Origin of the sequence: Limnothrix sp. FACHB-406 (assembly GCF_014698235.1) — a bacterium.
In the GTDB taxonomy this organism is placed as follows: Bacteria; Cyanobacteriota; Cyanobacteriia; order CACIAM-69d; family CACIAM-69d; genus CACIAM-69d.
Map to the genome: position 1 here is coordinate 1 of NZ_JACJSP010000026.1, position 15,930 is coordinate 15,930.

Here is a 15,930-nt window from a genome sequence, read left to right on the forward strand (position 1 = left end):
GAACTCGGTTGTGAAACGCTGTTACGGCGACGATAGTTGGGGGGTAGCCCCCTGCGAAAATAGCTCGATGCCAGGTTAATAATTGAAGAGAGGGGAGGGGGGTTCTAGAGCATTATCTAGAACCCCTCTCCTTTTTTAGCGATGTTTAGAACCACCAAGGCTTGTGGGCCTAGGCTGGTTGAATCAGTAGTGACTGGCTCCTTAGCTCATCCCCAGAGCTTTATAGCAATTATTTGGATTGAACTAGTTAAACTGTTGGGCCGCTAGACCTATAAAGCTGAGACCAGCGGGTGAAACAGAAAAGCGACAGGGTAATACGATCAGTCCTTGTTCGATCGCCTGGCGTAGTAGTTGCCCATAAGTGGGGTCTCGATCGTCCCCGGGTGCGAAAGAATCGCAGTCCGATCGATTGATGAAGTACAGCATGACGGCTTGGGCTTGGGGCATCACGGCCATCATCTCGCGCAGGTGCTTTTGCCCACGATCGGTCACTGTGTCGGGAAACTTGGCTAAGGATCCATCGCTCCAGGTTGTATTCTTCACCTCGATGTAGATAGGTTTGCCGGATGAAGTGCCTTCTAGAAGGAAGTCAACACGGCTATTAGTACCGTATTTCACTTCTGATCGAACTGTTTCGTAAGGCTCTAAATCGGTCAGCAGTCGTTGGGTCAACAGCTCTTTAACTACTCGATTGGGCAGGTTGGTGTTGACCCCTACCCAAATTGGTTTTTGCTGATGCCCAAGAACTTCGATCGCTTCCCAGGTGTAAGCTAATTTACGCTTAGGGCTGGGATTGTGGGAAAGAAGAACTCGCGATCCAACTTCACAGACACCACTCATGGGGCCTGTGTTGGGGCAGTGGGCGGTAATGATTTCGCCTGAGTCTAGTTCAATATCAGCGAAAAATCGCTTGTAGCGCTTGAGTAGTCGTCCTTCCACCAAATTAGCGTAGCGATAAATTAATGTGTTTTCGAATATCGCAATAGTCATCCGTACTCCTTGGGTGATCGGGTGATCGCAGGCTAGCCTTGCACAATGTCTCCCAGAATTGTACAGAGCAGAGAACTGGACAACTTTTGAGTCCAGCTTATTAAGCTTGCCGTGCTACTACTAGATCCTCAAGCGATCAGTAAATTCACTTTCTACTCAATACTTTCAACTTATGTGGTGTACATAGGTTGATTGGGTAGACTGAATTCCACGTTCTTTATGCTTCAATTTCCCTTTTGAAGTAGAGATAGTGAAAGGTGACCCCGTTAGCTACATTGTCCTGGTTGACGCTGTGCGAGACGAGTTCCCATCCTTCTGAACCAGCAAGATTGAGTAGTTCTGGAAGAGTGGGGACTTCCTGCGTTTTACCAAACCATCCCCTCACCCTCTGCCCGTCAATATCGAGAATATTAATTTCTTGAGTGATTCCGCGACCCTTGAAGTCAAAGCGTATATTCTTGTACTCAAATTTCCTGGCCATGTTGTCTACAACCTCCAAAAATTGACTTCCTTACTCGAAATCAAAATCAATTAAGTGCTCTTAAGTAGAGTCTTTTGAGTTTAAATTTAAAAGAGATTCACTGTGAGTAAGATAGCATTTTCTTTTATGCTGTGTCAAGAATCATCAATCGTCGCACGTCTAAAGACTATTCACCGCTGTTGTGTTGCATGAAGATTTTGGTTTTCTAGACAAAACTTAAAAACCGATGCCAAAGACTGTTGATTCTTGTTAAGAATTTGGCAATCTTTGGCTCGAATAATTTGCACAGAATCATAGTTGACTGCAAGAGCTTTTAGGGAATATTATTCCCTACTTAAAGTAATCTTGGTAGTCAGAAGTATCGACCGAATTAACTGTGCCAACTTTATCAACCAAACCAAAGATCTGAGAATAGGCATAGGCGATCGCGCACATGGAAACAGGTGCAGTGACCAGGATGCCAACAAAGCAAAGAATCACGCCTGCCAGATTCAGCAGACCGAGGAGAAAGGAGAAACCAAAAATTCCCCACCAATGTTTGTTAACGACCTTCCGGCTCATTTCCATGGCGGGCCAGAACTGCACTCGCCGATCGATAATGAGAGGCATTCCCATGGAGTAGCAGATGCCCAAGTAGATCGCGGGAATGATGCCGACGAGCAGGAGAATCCCCCCAACGATGAGCAGGGGAGAGGGGGATTCGCTACCTTCGCTCATGGCAGTGCCGATGCCCAACAGAATTGCACCGGGCAGCATGGGCAGTGAGGAAATAAGACCGGAAACGAGGGCAAAAAGGAAGAGGTCTCCGAATTGGCTAAAGCCTTCAAAAAAGTCTCCGAAGCTACGAGCTTGCTCTCGTAAAATCTTGAAGCTGTAGATTAAAAAGCCTGCGTTTAAGATTGGGCCAATGACGGAGCTGGCGATCGAGCCGATACCTGGAATAACACCTAAAACGATGTTAATTAGAAGGACGACTACAAAGAAGCCCACTAAGGGGCCAGCGTCTTTCTGAAACATAGACCAGCCTTTGCCGATCCAGTCTCCTGAGTTGACGCTGTAGTCGCGATCGCCCAGTGAAGACCACTCGGGATTTTGCATGGTGATAGACTCCACGACGTTGAAACCAAGCACCCTGAGTCGTCGTCAGATCTTGTAAATCTTGATGACACAAGGGTTTGGCCACAAGCTAGCACCGGACTCCTCAGGGGTCGTCCGATTGAATGAATTTTTAATGAATGGTTGAGAGCCTGCAGACCAGGGCTGGAGGCTAGATTGGCCGAGGGCCGTGGTTAACGACTGGAGAGCAGGATCAGGCTGGCGAGCGTGCCGCTGTTCCATAAACCATGCAGCAGGATTGAGGACAGAAGATTGCGCGATCGGGCATAGACCACGCCAAGAACGATGCCCAAGGTTGTGAGCGGCAGGACTTCCGAGAGGCTGAGGTGGGCGAGGGCAAAGATCAAGCTGCTGAGGCCAATGGCTCCCCATGGGGGTAGGTAGCGAGTGAGGGAAGGAAGCAGGAAGCCGCGAAAGAGGGTTTCTTCAAACAGGGGAGCCGCGATCGAGGCGGTTAGGAAAAAGCAGGTGATGGCGACGGGGTCGCGGTTTTCGAGAACGATCGAGAGGATGGGATTGCTGCCCCCTTGCCCTTGCCAAATTTGCTGATTTGCCAGGGAAACAAGAATGACGATCGGGAGCGCCACACAGTAACCACCGATGCCCCAGGCCAGCCAGCGGCCATTTTGCCATTTGAACTGAAACCAGCCTTCCGGAAGAGGTAGATAGGATTTGACGGCGTAGCGCAGGGTTAGGACGCTCCCGGCGGCCATGAGTCCGTAACTGAAAAGGATGATGCCGGCTTGGGTTCCGCCCGTGAGGGTGCTGGGCTGAATGCCAAGCAGTTGCAGCCCGATCGATCGGATGAGGGGAACAACAATCTGTCCGATCGCAAAAAAGCCAAGGATGAACACTTCCCAGATGGTTTCACCCGTCCAAGGAACCGTCCATTGAACGGAGGCGAGGGACAGCAGTGAGTTAGATCCCTTCAGGAAGCGTTGCACCAGCAAGACGATCAGGCTAATGATGCCGCAGAGAAGGGCCAGGCCGGGGATGAGGTTAACGGCGGCCAGTTTCAACAGCAGAGACTCGGCTTGTAGGTTGGTTTCGGCAGCCAGGAGGCTGAGTTCAGCCGGCCGCTGTTGCAGACGGTACAGTCTGGCCAAGCTGGCATTGCGGAACCACCCCCCCAAAAATTGTCGGATGTTGTCTTCAATGCCTTGGGCAATGGCGGGCGGTAGCGCTGGGGTGACTTGGTTGGTGATTTGGTTGCGATTTCCCCACAACAGAGCCAAATTTTCCCGAATTTCGTCAAAGTCGCTGAGGAAACTTTGGGGATCGATCGAGTCGGGCACGGAAGCTGAAAGGCGGGCAAGCTGCTGCCAAGTGGTCAATGCGGCGGCGGAATCTCCCAACCGGGCCTGAAGCAGACCCAATCGTAGGTCTACGGCGGCCAGCTCGCGCAATTGTTGGGCTAGCCGATCGAAGTCAGAGTCTGGCCCCGCTGTGGCTAAGTCGCTGGCCTCAGAATTTGCCGATCGATTGTTCGCCGGGGTGGTTAATTCGCGGATGAATTTTTCTGCACTCAAGGCAGCTTTCTCGCGAAAGGCCTGATATTGCTGGCGAGCATCGGCAAAGGTGCGATCGCCCAACAGTTGCTGCCGCAGGACGGTGATCGGGTCGTCGGTTTCGGTCGGGCGATCGGGCGGTAAGTCCAGTTCTCCCGTGGCCCGCAACATCAGATTGGTTTGATATAGCTCCAGACGACTTTGGATCTGGGTTTGGGTAAAGCTGCCCACCAAGGACAACCCAGAAACCGACAAGGCCAACACGGTCAGCACCACTAAAACCAATCGCTTGAAATTTCCGCTTCCAGTTATTCCCGTCACAATGTTGCTGTCCACCGTTCAAATGCTGTTTTAAAGGTTAGCCAACTCGATCAATTCGACAAATTCGATGGCTTTGATCGCTCGATCGCCCGATCAAGACAATCCATGCAGAACTGCATCGCAAAATGCCATGAAATTTAGGAAATCATCCAAATTGTCCAGCCAAAGGTCATGAAACCCTTAACAGCTTACCTGGCCCTTACAAACTTATAAACCACGTTGCGGAAGCTAGTAATCCGATAAGTTCTGATAGATTCCGAAATCTTACTGAATTTATTTGTATCAGTTTTGTAATTTGTTAGGGTTTTTCGGAATTTCTTTAGCAATGCTCGATCAGGTGACTTGACAACTCTTTGGCCGGGGCGAGATTACCTGAATTGGCCTAACTCAGCCCTTTCATCCCTTCACCGCTCAGCTATTTCCTACAGCGGTCGTTAGGATCAAACCAGCTTAGGTCAAAGGCTGGCACGGCGTGACCAGGGTGAGCGATCGAAACCCAAAACCAGCACTCAAAAACAGCACTGGTTCCTAAACAAGGTTATTCGGTCACAATCTTCAACCACAGCTTCCCAGTTCTCCCGTGCCATAGCGCCTTTGCCTGCAACCTTCCTGGAGCAGCACCATGATTCGTTTGCTAGTTGGCATTCTTGTTTGGGTGATCAATGTTTTGTATAAAGATCGCCCCTATCCTCGGTTTTACGTGTTGGAAACCGTGGCCCGCGTTCCCTACTTTGCTTACATGTCCGTGTTGCACCTTTACGAAACCCTCGGTTGGTGGCGCAAGGCGGACTGGCTGAAGGTGCATTTTGCGGAATCTTGGAATGAATTGCACCACTTGCTGATCATGGAAGCCTTGGGAGGAAATCGGGTTTGGAGCGATCGCCTGATCGCCAAGTCTGCCGCCCTGGTTTACTACTGGATCATTGTGGGGGTGTATTTGGTGTCTCCCCAATCTGCCTACCATTTCATGGAACTGGTGGAAAAACACGCCTATGCGTCCTACAACAAGTTTTTGCATCAAGCGGAAGCCATGTTGAAAGCGGAACCTGCGCCGGAAATTGCTCAGCGCTACTACCGCGACGGAGATTTGTATCTGTTTGATGAGTTCCAAACGGCCCAAGTGCCCGAAAGCCGCCGCCCAATCATTGACAACCTCTACGATGTGTTTGTGGCCATCCGCGACGACGAAATGGAGCATGTGAAAACGATGGTGGCCTGTCAGCAGCCCCAGGATCAGGCTTGCCTGAGTCCCCATGAGGCGGGGAGTTTGGCTGGCAAGACCCCCGAGTCGCTGGAGGTGATCGCGCCGTCTTTGGAGATGACTCCCGATCGCCCGCAAATGGGTTAACCAACGGCGCAAACTATTGTGGGACTGGTGGGCCGGAAACCATAGCAATGACTGACCGCCACGGGTCGCCCTCGATCGCTCCTTAATGACCATCAACTTTTCCAGGCGGATCGGGTTTGCCCGGTTCGCCTGTATTCTGGACAGTCCCCCTGTTCTCTATCTGTGCTCCCGTTTTTGGGTGTTTGTCATGGCTATGCAAGGTGCAACACTTCCTAAAAATCGCGCCCTGGTGGCTCGCCACGCGGCCTTCACGGCCTTGGGGATGATTGAAGCGGGGGCCTATGCGGATGCGGCGCTCGATCGGGTCATGCGTCAGTATGGGGATTTGGACGGGCGCGATCGCCGGTTGGTGACGGAGTTGGTCTATGGCTGCACCCGACAGTTGCGGGCCTTGGACGGTTGGATCGATCGCCTGGCGACCCGTTCCGCCCAAGAACAGCCGCCGACCCTCCGCAATTTGTTGCGGTTGGGGTTATATCAGCTTATTTATCTTGATCGAATTCCAGATTCGGCCGCCGTGGACACCACCGTGGAGTTGGCCAAATTCTGCGGATTAAAGGGGCTAAGTGGGTTCGTCAATGGCTTGCTGCGGGGATATTTACGCCAAAAAGCCAAAAATCCGAACCCGCTGACCTCGGTGGCGGGTCTTGAGCCGGTGGAACGGTTGGCCCAAACCTACAGTTACCCAAACTGGATTGTGCAAACCTGGCTCGATCGCCTGGGGGAAGCGGAAACGGAACGGTTGTGCCAATGGTTTGACCAGCCCCCGACGATCGACTTGCGGGTGAATACCTTGGTGACCGATCGCGAAACGGTGATGGCGGCCCTAACGGCGGCCGGTGTGGCCGTCACCCCGATCGACCACCTGCCCAGTGCTCTGCGGTTAGCTGCCCAACGGGGCCACGGGGATGACCCTTTGGCAGAAACCATCGCCACCGAGCCAGATTCCCGATCAACCAATGGGCCGGACAATGGCCGGGCCTGGATCGCCACCCTTCCGGGCTATGGAGCCGGTTGGTGGACGGTGCAGGATGCCAGCGCCCAGTTAGTGGCTCTGTTGTTGGATCCGCAACCGGGCGAAACGGTGATTGATGCCTGTGCTGCGCCGGGCGGAAAAACAGCCCATATTGCGGCGCTAATGCAAGATCAGGGTCAGATTTGGGCAATCGATCGCGCTGGATCTCGCCTGCGGAAGGTGCAAGACACGGTGCGGCGGTTGGGATTGCGATCAATTCGGATGGTGGAAGCGGACAGCACCGGAGGCAAAGCACCCCTGGTCACCGCTGCCCGCAAGCGCGATCGGTCTCGATCGAAATCGGGCCCGATCAGCGGTTTAGAGGAAGTGCCCACCCAGTGCGATCGCCTCTTGCTTGATGTGCCCTGTTCTGGGTTGGGAACGTTGCATCGTCGGGCCGATGCCCGTTGGCGACAGACTCCAGAAACCGTGGCCCAGTTGGTGCAAATTCAGCGAGATTTACTCGATCGCGCCGATGCTTGGGTGCGGCCCGGCGGTGTAGCCGTTTATGCCACCTGCACCGTGCATGAGCCGGAAAATGGGGCGATTATTCGCGACTTTTTGCAACGCCATCCCCACTGGTCGATCGAACCGCCCACCCCTGACTCTCCCTTGGCTCCCTTTGTGACCGCCGCCGGTTGGCTGGAACTGTGGCCCCACCATTGGCAAATGGACGGCTTTTTCATGGTCAAACTCCGACGACAGCCATCAGATCCGTGAGCGTTGCGAGCGGCGACCACTATGTTTCAATGAATAGACGAGCAAAATTATGGTCGCCGAAATTACTCATTATTAATTTTTGATTATTAACGGCAATTGTTGCGTTTTAGGCGGGAATTTTAAGAATTGACTACTGACAAATTGACCGCAATTCCAGAGCCAGTCAGGGTCTGAGCCAAAATTGGGGTATCAGGGAGATCAGGGCAGGATCGAGCCGAGTGTAACGCTGTGAATCGATTTGTTGCATGACCTCGCGCAACAGCTATCGTCTTGTATCATTCCCTGCTGTTGGTGGCTATGGCGGTTATCTTATCAACATAAAGAAAACCTTAAGGAGGGTCTCTCATGAAACCTCTACTGATGCGGCAACTGTGGTCGGTGGTTGAATCGATCCAAACCAGCACCCTCTTGGCCTTGGATGATGACGGTCTGGTGAACTTTTTGGCCGATCGCCTCATGACCGGTTGCCCCGGAATTGATCGCAGCGATCGGGCCGAGCTGGATGGCTACCTGCAAGCCAAAGTTTCCCTAATTCGCGATTTGGCCAACGGGCGCTCAGTGGCTTAGGTGGCTGGCTCGATCGTGGCCCCTGAATCCATCACCAGGCACAGGCTCAAATCCAGCCACATGCTCAGCAATCGAACAGCCGAACAGTCGGCACAGCGATCGCTCAATGATCGCTTAATCAATCATTTCTAACCTGCCAGCGGATTGCTCAGAGCAGCGCTCAGAGTAGTCTGTGAATCTGGCGAAAACTGAGTTTGGCAGCAACTGGCAAAAACTTAATCTGGCTCAGCATTCACTTGGCTTAGCCGAATGGGATATGACGCAATCAAAATTCCCGACCAGCCGCCCATCAGCGAAATGCCCCAACGATGGACGGCTCAACCATGTGACTGCAAGCAAGCACCGGCACAAAGTTTGAGCGTGAGACTCTAAAGCCAAAAGCCAAAGCCAAAATCCAAAGCCAAAACCCAATTAGCAAAATCCAATTAGGGATATGACTGACTGGCGCTAGCCGTCTCGACGATCACGAGTTGGTGCTAGCAAGCTGGTGCTCGCGGGTGAATGAGGAAGAGTGGTCTGAGTGACCGTTTCAAAAAATGGGCGGTATAGGATTTGAACCTATGACAGCCTGCTTGTAAGGCAGGAGCTCTACCGCTGAGCTAACCGCCCCTAAGGGGTTTGAGTCGTTGTCAGGCGCTTCGACCGCTGACCGGATAACAATATACCAGAGATTTGGAATTTTGCTACGGTTTAGATCGCTGAGATTGCAAAATTGTCCTTTCTGATTGATTCTGTCTGGCTCCGATGGATGGTTTGCCATTGCCCGCTTTGCCCGCTGCGCCGTTGATTAACCCCGCGATCGAGATTGAATCGGAACCTGGGCCAACGGTGGATGATTCCGGGAACTCACCAACCCCGCCCCTGACTGCAAGGCCGGTGCTCTGTTTGGAGCACGATCGGTGGCAATTGTTGGCGGAGGCGATCGACCAAAATTTGGAACGTCAAACCACCTGGGTGCGACCGATCGTGCTGGCGGAATACGCCGATCAACTAGCCCGGGAAGCTAGCGATCGTCCCCAAACGATCTATTCGGAAGAATATGCTGTGGACTTGGTGTTGCCAAGTGCCCTGTTCCGGGCGGCATTCGATCTGGAACTGCTGAACTTGCTGGCCCTGAAGCCCCATTGCTTGCCCAACATTGAACCGGCGGCGGGCCGCATGGTTTTCCAAAAATTTGTGCGACTACTGTTCGCCCGCAAGCTCCCACCGATGCGGATCAGTGGGATCCCGGAAGTCCGTTGATTAACCCTCGCTGAGGTGTTGAACAAGGGGCGATCGGGCCCAAGGGTGCTGAGTCGTGCCGCAGCGATTTTCGATCAAGATCTCTGATCAAGGACTTTTTGGCTCAAAGACTTTGACCGAAGCTTGCGATCGGGAGCTGTGGACTAAGACCCCTGACTCAACTGAATTGACTGAATTGAAAGTCTATTTGATCGGAATCCGTGGGGCTGGATTGACTGGATCTCGATCGATTGGATCAGGCCAATCCGGCTGATCGGTTTGATCAGGGATTCGATCAAAAAGTTTTGATCAGGTAGTTGCCATGAAGCTTAAGAGGAGCTTAAGATTTAGGCATCAAGCTTTTGACTAAACGCTCGGAACCAGTTGGATGCGACCTTCATCCATCTCGCTCATGAGAAGTTCCAGCGCTTCATAATCCGCATCTGAAACATAACCCTGGCGGGTTAACTCATAATTGATCTCGTTCTCGATATCGGGAGTCAGTTGGCGGAGATAGAGGGCCTTTTCCACCAACCGCCGGATTGCATGGGTTGCTTTCACGGTCAGCTCCTGTTAATTACGAACAGTTGGCTATTGGTATTGTCGGTTGTTGGTGCGGGAGCTGATGCGATCGCGCCGCTTTTGTCTGCGTGATCTTTATCACCATCGCACGGATGCCCACTGACGATTGAAATTAGCCTATTCAACAAGCGACTTCCTTGGAATTGATCGCTGTGCCACTGTTTTGTCCGGATTGAGTTTGGCTGGATTTTGCCGAATTCGGAAGTTTGCTCGGTACGATCGAACTGAGTCCACTGGAGAATGCCTGTGACCGTTGCTGTAGACCAACTGATCACGACTGAGATTAATCGCCCTGCCCGCTACCTGGGGAACGAACTGGGATCTGTCCACAAGCCCTGGGAGTCGGCCACGGTGCGTTGGGTGCTGACCTACCCGGAAATTTATGAGGTGGGCGCGTCGAACCTGGGCCATGTGATCCTCTACAACATCATCAACGCCCAGCCGCGCCAACTGTGCGATCGCGCCTATTTGCCCGCCCAGGACTTGGCCGACAAGCTGCGAGCCAGCCAAACGCCCCTGTTTGCCGTTGAAAGTCGCCGCCCCCTGAGTGATTACGACATCTTGGGCTTCAGCCTCAGCTACGAGCTGGGGGCCACCAATATTTTGGAAATGTTGGCTTTGGCCGGGTTGCCCCTGACTTGGGCCGATCGAGCCGATCTCCCGATCGCCGACTGTCCCTTGATCTTCGCGGGCGGGCAAACGGCCACCTCCAACCCGGAACCCTACGCGGACTTTTTTGATTTTGTGGCCCTGGGTGATGGCGAAGAGCTGCTGCCGGAAATTGGCCTCGTGATCCAAGAGGGCAAAGACGCGGGCCTCAGTCGCCAGGAAATTTTGCTGGACTTAGCCCAAGTGCCGGGGGTCTACGTGCCCCAGTTTTACGAGATGGCGGCCGATGGGTCAGTGCATCCCGCTCGGCCCGATGTGCCGGCCCGGGTGCTGCGGCGGGTAGCTACCCCCATGCCCCACTACTCGATCGGGCTGGTTCCCTATGTGGAAACGGTGCACGATCGCCTAACCGTAGAGATTCGCCGGGGCTGCACAAGGGGCTGTCGGTTTTGCCAACCGGGCATGTTGACCCGCCCGGCCCGCGACGTAGACCCCGAAGAAGTGATTGACGCGGTGGCCGACGGGATGCGCGCCACAGGCTTTAACGAGTTTTCGTTGCTGTCCCTCAGTTGCTCTGATTATTTGGCCCTGCCGGCCGTGGGACTGGAGATTAAAAACCGGCTCCAGGGCGAAAATATTACCCTATCATTGCCCAGCCAACGGGTCGATCGCTTCGATCAAAACATCGCCAACATTCTCGGCGGCACGCGCCAAAGTAGCTTGACCTTTGCCCCGGAAGCGGGAACCCAGCGCCTGCGGGACATCATTAATAAGGGCTTGACCAATGAGGAACTGCTGCGGGGCGTAAAAACCGCCTGGGAACAGGGTTGGGACAAAATCAAGCTCTATTTCATGATTGGGCTGCCCGGGGAAACCGATGCGGACGTGTTGGGGATTGCGGAAACCGTCCGCTGGCTCCAGCGGGAATGTGGCGCACGCGGTCGCAAGCGAATTCAGTTCACCCTGACGATCTCCAACTTCACGCCCAAGCCCCACACGCCGTTCCAGTGGCACACGGTTTCAACGGCGGAGTTTTTGCGCAAACAGGATCTCTTGCGCCAGGAATTTCGGACGATTCGCGGCCTAAAGGCGAATTTCACCGATGTGCGGATCTCGGCCATGGAGGATTTTGTGGGCCGGGGCGATCGCCGGTTGGGGCCGGTGGTGCGCCGGGCTTGGGAGTTGGGCGCGGGGATGGATTCCTGGTGGGAAAGCCTCGATCGGTCCTTTGGGGCTTGGCAACAGGCGATCGAGGAAGCCGACCTGCATTGGAAATATCGCCAAGTGGAAGCGGGTGAGTGGAACGCCTTTGAAGAAGGAGAATCGGCCGCACCGGAGGCGATCGACCCGGCCGCCCTGCTCGATCGCCCCTTGCCTTGGGATCACTTGGACAGCGGCGTGGACAAAAAATGGCTGAAAGAGGATCTGCAACGCGCCCTTGAAGCGGCCACGGTTCCCGACTGCTCCTTTGAGGGCTGTTCCCATTGCGGGGTCTGTGGCTATGACTTTGGCAATAACGTGGTGGTGCCGCCACCGGAAATTCCGCAATTTCAGGGCCACTTCAAGCCCAATCAAACCCGGGCCCAGCGGGTGCGGCTGCGGTTTGCCAAGCGGGGCGAAATGGCCCTGCTCAGTCATTTGGATTTGATGCGCCTGCTCGATCGCGCCGTGCGTCGGGCAGCAATTCCGGTGTCCTACACGGGCGGTTTCCATCCCTCGCCCCGGATTGTGCCGGCCCATGCCCTCTCCTTGGGCGTGACCAGCGAGGGAGAAATTCTCGATCTAGAACTCACGGATCTCTGGCCCCTGGCGCAGATCCAGGCCGCTTTGGCGGCCCAATTGCCGGTGGATTTGCCCCTGCTGGCGATCGAGGAAGTGCCCCTAAAAGATCCGGCGGCGAACCAACTGCTCGATCGCGCGGAATACGAAATCACCGTCACTGCCACCGATGGCGGGGCGATCGATTGGGCTGCCGCCTTGGCTGTTGTGTTCGATCGCCCCGAATGGCTCTGGGAAAAAACCACCAAATCCGGCAAAACCACCCAAGTGAACCTGCGCGATTGGCTAGATCAGGTGCAACTGATTGACCCCACCGAGCCACCCAAGGGCGAATCCGCCACCCTGCGATTCCGGGGCCTCTGCCGCAACGATGGGCAACAACTGCGGCCCGAGCACCTGGTGTGGTTGCTGGAGCAAGCCACGGGCCAAGACATCAGTTTGGTGCGATCGCACCGGTTGCAACTGCTGTTGGCGGCCGCAGTGCGATCGGTTGCATCTCCCGAGTTGGCAATTGATTTGGCAATTAGCAACTAATTGATCGGGCAATTAATTGATCGGGTAACTGAGGCGTGGTTAGGTAGGCGTGGTTAGGTAGAGGCGATCGTCCATTGGTGGCTGTATTCCTGGGTTGCTGCTGCACGCTGTTACCGTGAACCGTGAACAAGTCTCGCAAATCATTGCAATTCGTAACAATTTGCGAGAAGAGTCGCATGATTCTAGTGAACCCCCCAGTTCTGTGCTAGCCACCTGCTACACTGGAGATGACTGCTAGGCAATTGTCCCGGTGCGCGACACCACCAAAGACAAAGCCTCAGCAGCCGATCGCCTTCAAAATCAATCGAGCCAGGCATTTACCCAGAACGCGCTTAGTGCCCGTCCTCGATCGAGCGCCTGTGCAGCAGCGAAAATATCCCGAGCCACCGCCAATCCTCAGGAATTGCCTCGGCGATTGAATGCCGCCCACGAATCTAACTCTTTGCGGGCAACCACACCTCAGAGCCAAACTTGCTCTCGATGATGTAGGAAACCCGCAAGATGCAGGGTTAAGCTCGTAACATCTGCTTTGGCCAATCCCTGTTAACAAGTCACCGGTTCCAGACTGAGTGAGAGTTGCTCAAGCTGTGCTGGATAGGGGGTTTTTAACAGGCCAACAAATCCAACGTGCTTTGATCGAATTGTGTCTGGATCAAGTTGTCGATCGCCATTCAGTCGCAACCCTTTTGGGTCAAGTCTCGATCAAAGCCCCATACCGGGGTCTTCTTGATTGATCGCGAGTTTGTTCGTTGGTTTGGCCCTGCGCAGTTTGCCTCAGTCTTGACTTCTGCTTCTGGGCAATTCCCCGGTCGAGGTGAATGTCTCCGGTATTTCTAGCTGCTCGATTGAACCGAGAAATCAATCGATGCTGTGCTGCTCCTTGATGGATGCAGCCGCACACCCTGTTTGCTTTTCTCGATCGAACCTGCATGAAGCGGTTGGTCAGCGAGCCTTCGATTAATTACTGTCTTATCCCCGGCGACGGTCGCCCCCTGCATCCTCTCGGCGGTGCAGTAGACCGCATGTGGCGATCGCCCGTGAATTCCCAGAGGAATCTGCATGCCCAAACAAATTATCATCGCCGAACAGCACCGCATTGCTGCCGTTTTTAGCGAAGATCGCGTTCAAGAACTGATCGTGGCCACCGGCAGTCACCAGGTGGGCGACATTTACCTCGGGGTGGTGGAGAACGTGCTGCCCGGCATCGACGCGGCCTTCGTCAACATTGGGGATTCCGAACGCAACGGGTTCATTCACGTTTCCGACTTGGGCCCGCTGCGGTTGCGCAAAACCGCTGGTTCGATTACTGAACTCCTCGCGCCGCAGCAAAAAGTCTTGGTGCAGGTGATGAAAGAACCGACGGGCAATAAGGGCCCTCGGTTAACCGGCAAAGTCAGTTTGCCCGGTCGCTATTTGGTGCTGATGCCCTTTGGGTCGGGGGTGAACCTGTCCCGGCGGATTGAGCGCGAGAACGAGCGCCACCGACTACGGGCCTTGGCCATTTTGATCAAGCCAGCGGGGATGGGGCTGTTGGTGCGCACGGAGGCCGAGGGCGTGGCCGAAGAGGCGATCATGGAAGATCTTGAAGCCCTGCAACGCCGTTGGGAATCGATTCAACAGGAGGCGGCTTCGACCCGTGCGCCGGCCCTGCTGGAACGGGACGATGACTTTATTCAACGGGTGTTGCGCGAGGCCTATACCCAAGAAGTGAACCGAGTGGTGGTGGATTCCCACTCGGGCATGAAGCGAATTAAGCAGCAGGTGACCCTCTGGGCGGGCAGCAAAACCTTACCGGGCGTGTCGATCGACCATCACCGGGAGCGATCGTCAATTCTGGAATATTTCCGGGTGAATGCGGCGATTCGCGAGGCCCTGAAGCCGCGTGTGGATTTGCCTTCCGGTGGCTACATCATCATTGAACCGACCGAAGCCCTGACGGTGATTGATGTGAACTCCGGTTCCTTCACCCGATCGGCTACGGCCCGCGAAACGGTGCTTTGGACGAACTGCGAGGCGGCCACGGAAATTGCCCGTCAGTTACGCCTGCGAAATTTGGCGGGGGTAATTGTGGTGGACTTCATTGATATGGAATCCCACCGCGATCGCCTGCAAGTGTTGGAACATTTCAGCAAGGCGCTGAAGTCCGACAAGGCCCGGCCCCAAATTGCCCAGCTTTCGGAGTTGGGCTTGGTGGAACTGACCCGGAAACGTCAGGGCCAAAACATCTATGAGCTGTTTGGCCGTGCTTGCCCCACCTGTGGCGGCCTGGGCATTTTGGCCCACCTACCCGATGAAGCGGACGATGCGGAACCGGTGAGCCTGTTGCCCAATGTGGAAAGTGGCGATCGCCGCAGTATTCCGATGCTGCAAAAGAGTCGATCGAGTGTTGGCAGTCGTCGCTCGGTTTCCCGATCGCGCGAACTCCCCCCGGCCGCTGCGATCGCCAGCCTCCCCAGCTTGGAAGATCCCTTGCCTAACTTGCAGGATTTGGATCTGAGCAACCATCCCAACTATCAAGAGTCCCTGAATGGCAGCAACAGCCGCCGTCGCCGTCGCCGTCGCGGAGGGAACGATGAGCCGGTGAGTCGGCGTGGGGCGGCCAGTTTGCCGGTGGCGGCAGAACCCGAGGTGGATGAAGCACCGTTGGAGCCGCCCACGGTGGCCGCCGCCGCCCAACCCAGCCCCGCCCCCGCCGCCCAAGGCCGCAATGGCCGACCGGAACGGAGCCGAGGGCGCGGTGCTCGGACTGCGGAACCCCGGGAAGTGGTGGCCGTGACCATGACTTCGGAAGAGCAGGAAGTTTATGCCTGGATGGGGGTATCGCCGCTGCTGTTGAGCGATCGACAGCCGGAAAACCCGGAAAGCGCGATCGTCTCGGTGCTGTTACCGGGTCAGACGGCTCCGCTCGTTCCGGCTCCGCAACCGGTGGTGGACTCGATCGAGCCGGCCGAAGGGAATGACCCAGCCCCGATCGCGGCGGAACCGGTTCCCACGGAATCTCTGCCTTTGAATGTTTCCAATGGGAATGGGGCCGAGGAGCCGCCCAGTGGCTTGCCGGAAATCGTGTCCGTTACGCCCGGTGGGGATGCCAACGGCCGGCCGCGCCGCCGTCGTCGTCGATCGAGCACTCGCGCTTAGC

The 15,930-nt window shown here is 55.0% G+C and carries 12 protein-coding genes and 1 tRNA gene; 6 read left to right on the forward strand and 7 right to left on the reverse strand.

Going from position 1 to position 15,930, the window contains the following annotated elements; all coding sequences use genetic code 11:
• Positions 1-243: 243 nt before the first annotated feature.
• The 4 genes from sfsA to H6G53_RS19380 all read right to left on the reverse strand — a co-directional run bounded on the left by sfsA (position 244) and on the right by H6G53_RS19380 (position 4,431).
• Positions 244-990, reverse strand: coding sequence for a DNA/RNA nuclease SfsA (sfsA, locus tag H6G53_RS17495; RefSeq protein WP_190535196.1), 747 nt, complete (start codon positions 988-990; stop codon positions 244-246).
• A gap of 217 nt (positions 991-1,207) precedes the next feature.
• Positions 1,208-1,471 (reverse strand): hypothetical protein, encoded by a 264-nt coding sequence (locus H6G53_RS17500; RefSeq protein WP_190535199.1) that lies wholly within the window; start codon positions 1,469-1,471, stop codon positions 1,208-1,210.
• 330 nt (positions 1,472-1,801) lie between these two features.
• Positions 1,802-2,569, reverse strand: coding sequence for a hypothetical protein (locus H6G53_RS17505; protein WP_190535201.1), 768 nt, complete (start codon positions 2,567-2,569; stop codon positions 1,802-1,804).
• Positions 2,570-2,760: 191 nt separating this feature from the next.
• On the reverse strand, positions 2,761-4,431 hold the full coding sequence (locus tag H6G53_RS19380; RefSeq protein WP_199309305.1) for a type II CAAX endopeptidase family protein: 1,671 nt from the start codon (positions 4,429-4,431) through the stop codon (positions 2,761-2,763).
• Positions 4,432-5,038: 607 nt separating this feature from the next.
• Between H6G53_RS19380 and H6G53_RS17515 the strand changes: the two genes are divergently transcribed.
• The 3 genes from H6G53_RS17515 (at position 5,039) to H6G53_RS17525 (ending at position 8,066) form a co-directional block, all read left to right on the forward strand.
• Positions 5,039-5,764: an alternative oxidase gene (locus H6G53_RS17515; protein WP_099534866.1), complete on the forward strand. Its 726-nt coding sequence runs from the start codon at positions 5,039-5,041 to the stop codon at positions 5,762-5,764.
• A 187-nt stretch (positions 5,765-5,951) separates the two neighbouring features.
• Positions 5,952-7,499, forward strand: coding sequence for a 16S rRNA (cytosine(967)-C(5))-methyltransferase RsmB (rsmB, locus tag H6G53_RS17520; RefSeq protein ID WP_242030976.1), 1,548 nt, complete (start codon positions 5,952-5,954; stop codon positions 7,497-7,499).
• Between the two features lie 345 nt (positions 7,500-7,844).
• Entirely contained in the window at positions 7,845-8,066 is a 222-nt protein-coding gene (locus H6G53_RS17525; protein ID WP_099534867.1) for a hypothetical protein, read from the forward strand.
• Here the strand turns inward: H6G53_RS17525 and H6G53_RS19040 are convergent.
• On the reverse strand, positions 8,063-8,188 hold the full coding sequence (locus H6G53_RS19040) for a hypothetical protein (RefSeq protein ID WP_255407563.1): 126 nt from the start codon (positions 8,186-8,188) through the stop codon (positions 8,063-8,065). The two genes, H6G53_RS17525 and H6G53_RS19040, sit on opposite strands and share 4 nt — an antisense overlap.
• 415 nt (positions 8,189-8,603) lie before the next feature.
• Positions 8,604-8,675: transfer RNA gene (locus H6G53_RS17530), tRNA-Val, on the reverse strand.
• A 135-nt stretch (positions 8,676-8,810) separates the two neighbouring features.
• Here H6G53_RS17530 and H6G53_RS17535 point away from each other — a divergent pair.
• A complete protein-coding gene (locus H6G53_RS17535; RefSeq protein ID WP_190535204.1) occupies positions 8,811-9,308 on the forward strand; it encodes a hypothetical protein in 498 nt (165 codons plus the stop codon).
• A gap of 345 nt (positions 9,309-9,653) precedes the next feature.
• Here the strand turns inward: H6G53_RS17535 and H6G53_RS17540 are convergent, their stop codons facing one another.
• Positions 9,654-9,848, reverse strand: coding sequence for a hypothetical protein (locus tag H6G53_RS17540; protein ID WP_099534869.1), 195 nt, complete (start codon positions 9,846-9,848; stop codon positions 9,654-9,656).
• A gap of 267 nt (positions 9,849-10,115) precedes the next feature.
• Between H6G53_RS17540 and H6G53_RS17545 the strand changes: the two genes are divergently transcribed.
• Both H6G53_RS17545 and H6G53_RS17550 read left to right on the forward strand, forming a co-directional pair.
• Positions 10,116-12,791 (forward strand): TIGR03960 family B12-binding radical SAM protein, encoded by a 2,676-nt coding sequence (locus H6G53_RS17545; protein WP_190535209.1) that lies wholly within the window; start codon positions 10,116-10,118, stop codon positions 12,789-12,791.
• Positions 12,792-13,850: 1,059 nt separating this feature from the next.
• Complete coding sequence (locus tag H6G53_RS17550) at positions 13,851-15,929, forward strand: Rne/Rng family ribonuclease (protein ID WP_190535212.1); 2,079 nt, start codon at positions 13,851-13,853, stop codon at positions 15,927-15,929.
• Position 15,930 lies beyond the last annotated feature (1 nt).

Coding starts and splice junctions, on each gene's coding strand:
- rsmB (WP_242030976.1), top strand. CDS start 5,952: ATGGCTATGCAAGGTGCAACACTTCCTAAAAATCGCGCCCTGGTGGCT.
- H6G53_RS17535 (WP_190535204.1), top strand. CDS start 8,811: ATGGATGGTTTGCCATTGCCCGCTTTGCCCGCTGCGCCGTTGATTAAC.
- H6G53_RS17505 (WP_190535201.1), bottom strand. CDS start 2,569: ATGCAAAATCCCGAGTGGTCTTCACTGGGCGATCGCGACTACAGCGTC.
- H6G53_RS17525 (WP_099534867.1), top strand. CDS start 7,845: ATGAAACCTCTACTGATGCGGCAACTGTGGTCGGTGGTTGAATCGATC.
- H6G53_RS17515 (WP_099534866.1), top strand. CDS start 5,039: ATGATTCGTTTGCTAGTTGGCATTCTTGTTTGGGTGATCAATGTTTTG.
- sfsA (WP_190535196.1), bottom strand. CDS start 990: ATGACTATTGCGATATTCGAAAACACATTAATTTATCGCTACGCTAAT.
- H6G53_RS17550 (WP_190535212.1), top strand. CDS start 13,851: ATGCCCAAACAAATTATCATCGCCGAACAGCACCGCATTGCTGCCGTT.
- H6G53_RS17500 (WP_190535199.1), bottom strand. CDS start 1,471: ATGGCCAGGAAATTTGAGTACAAGAATATACGCTTTGACTTCAAGGGT.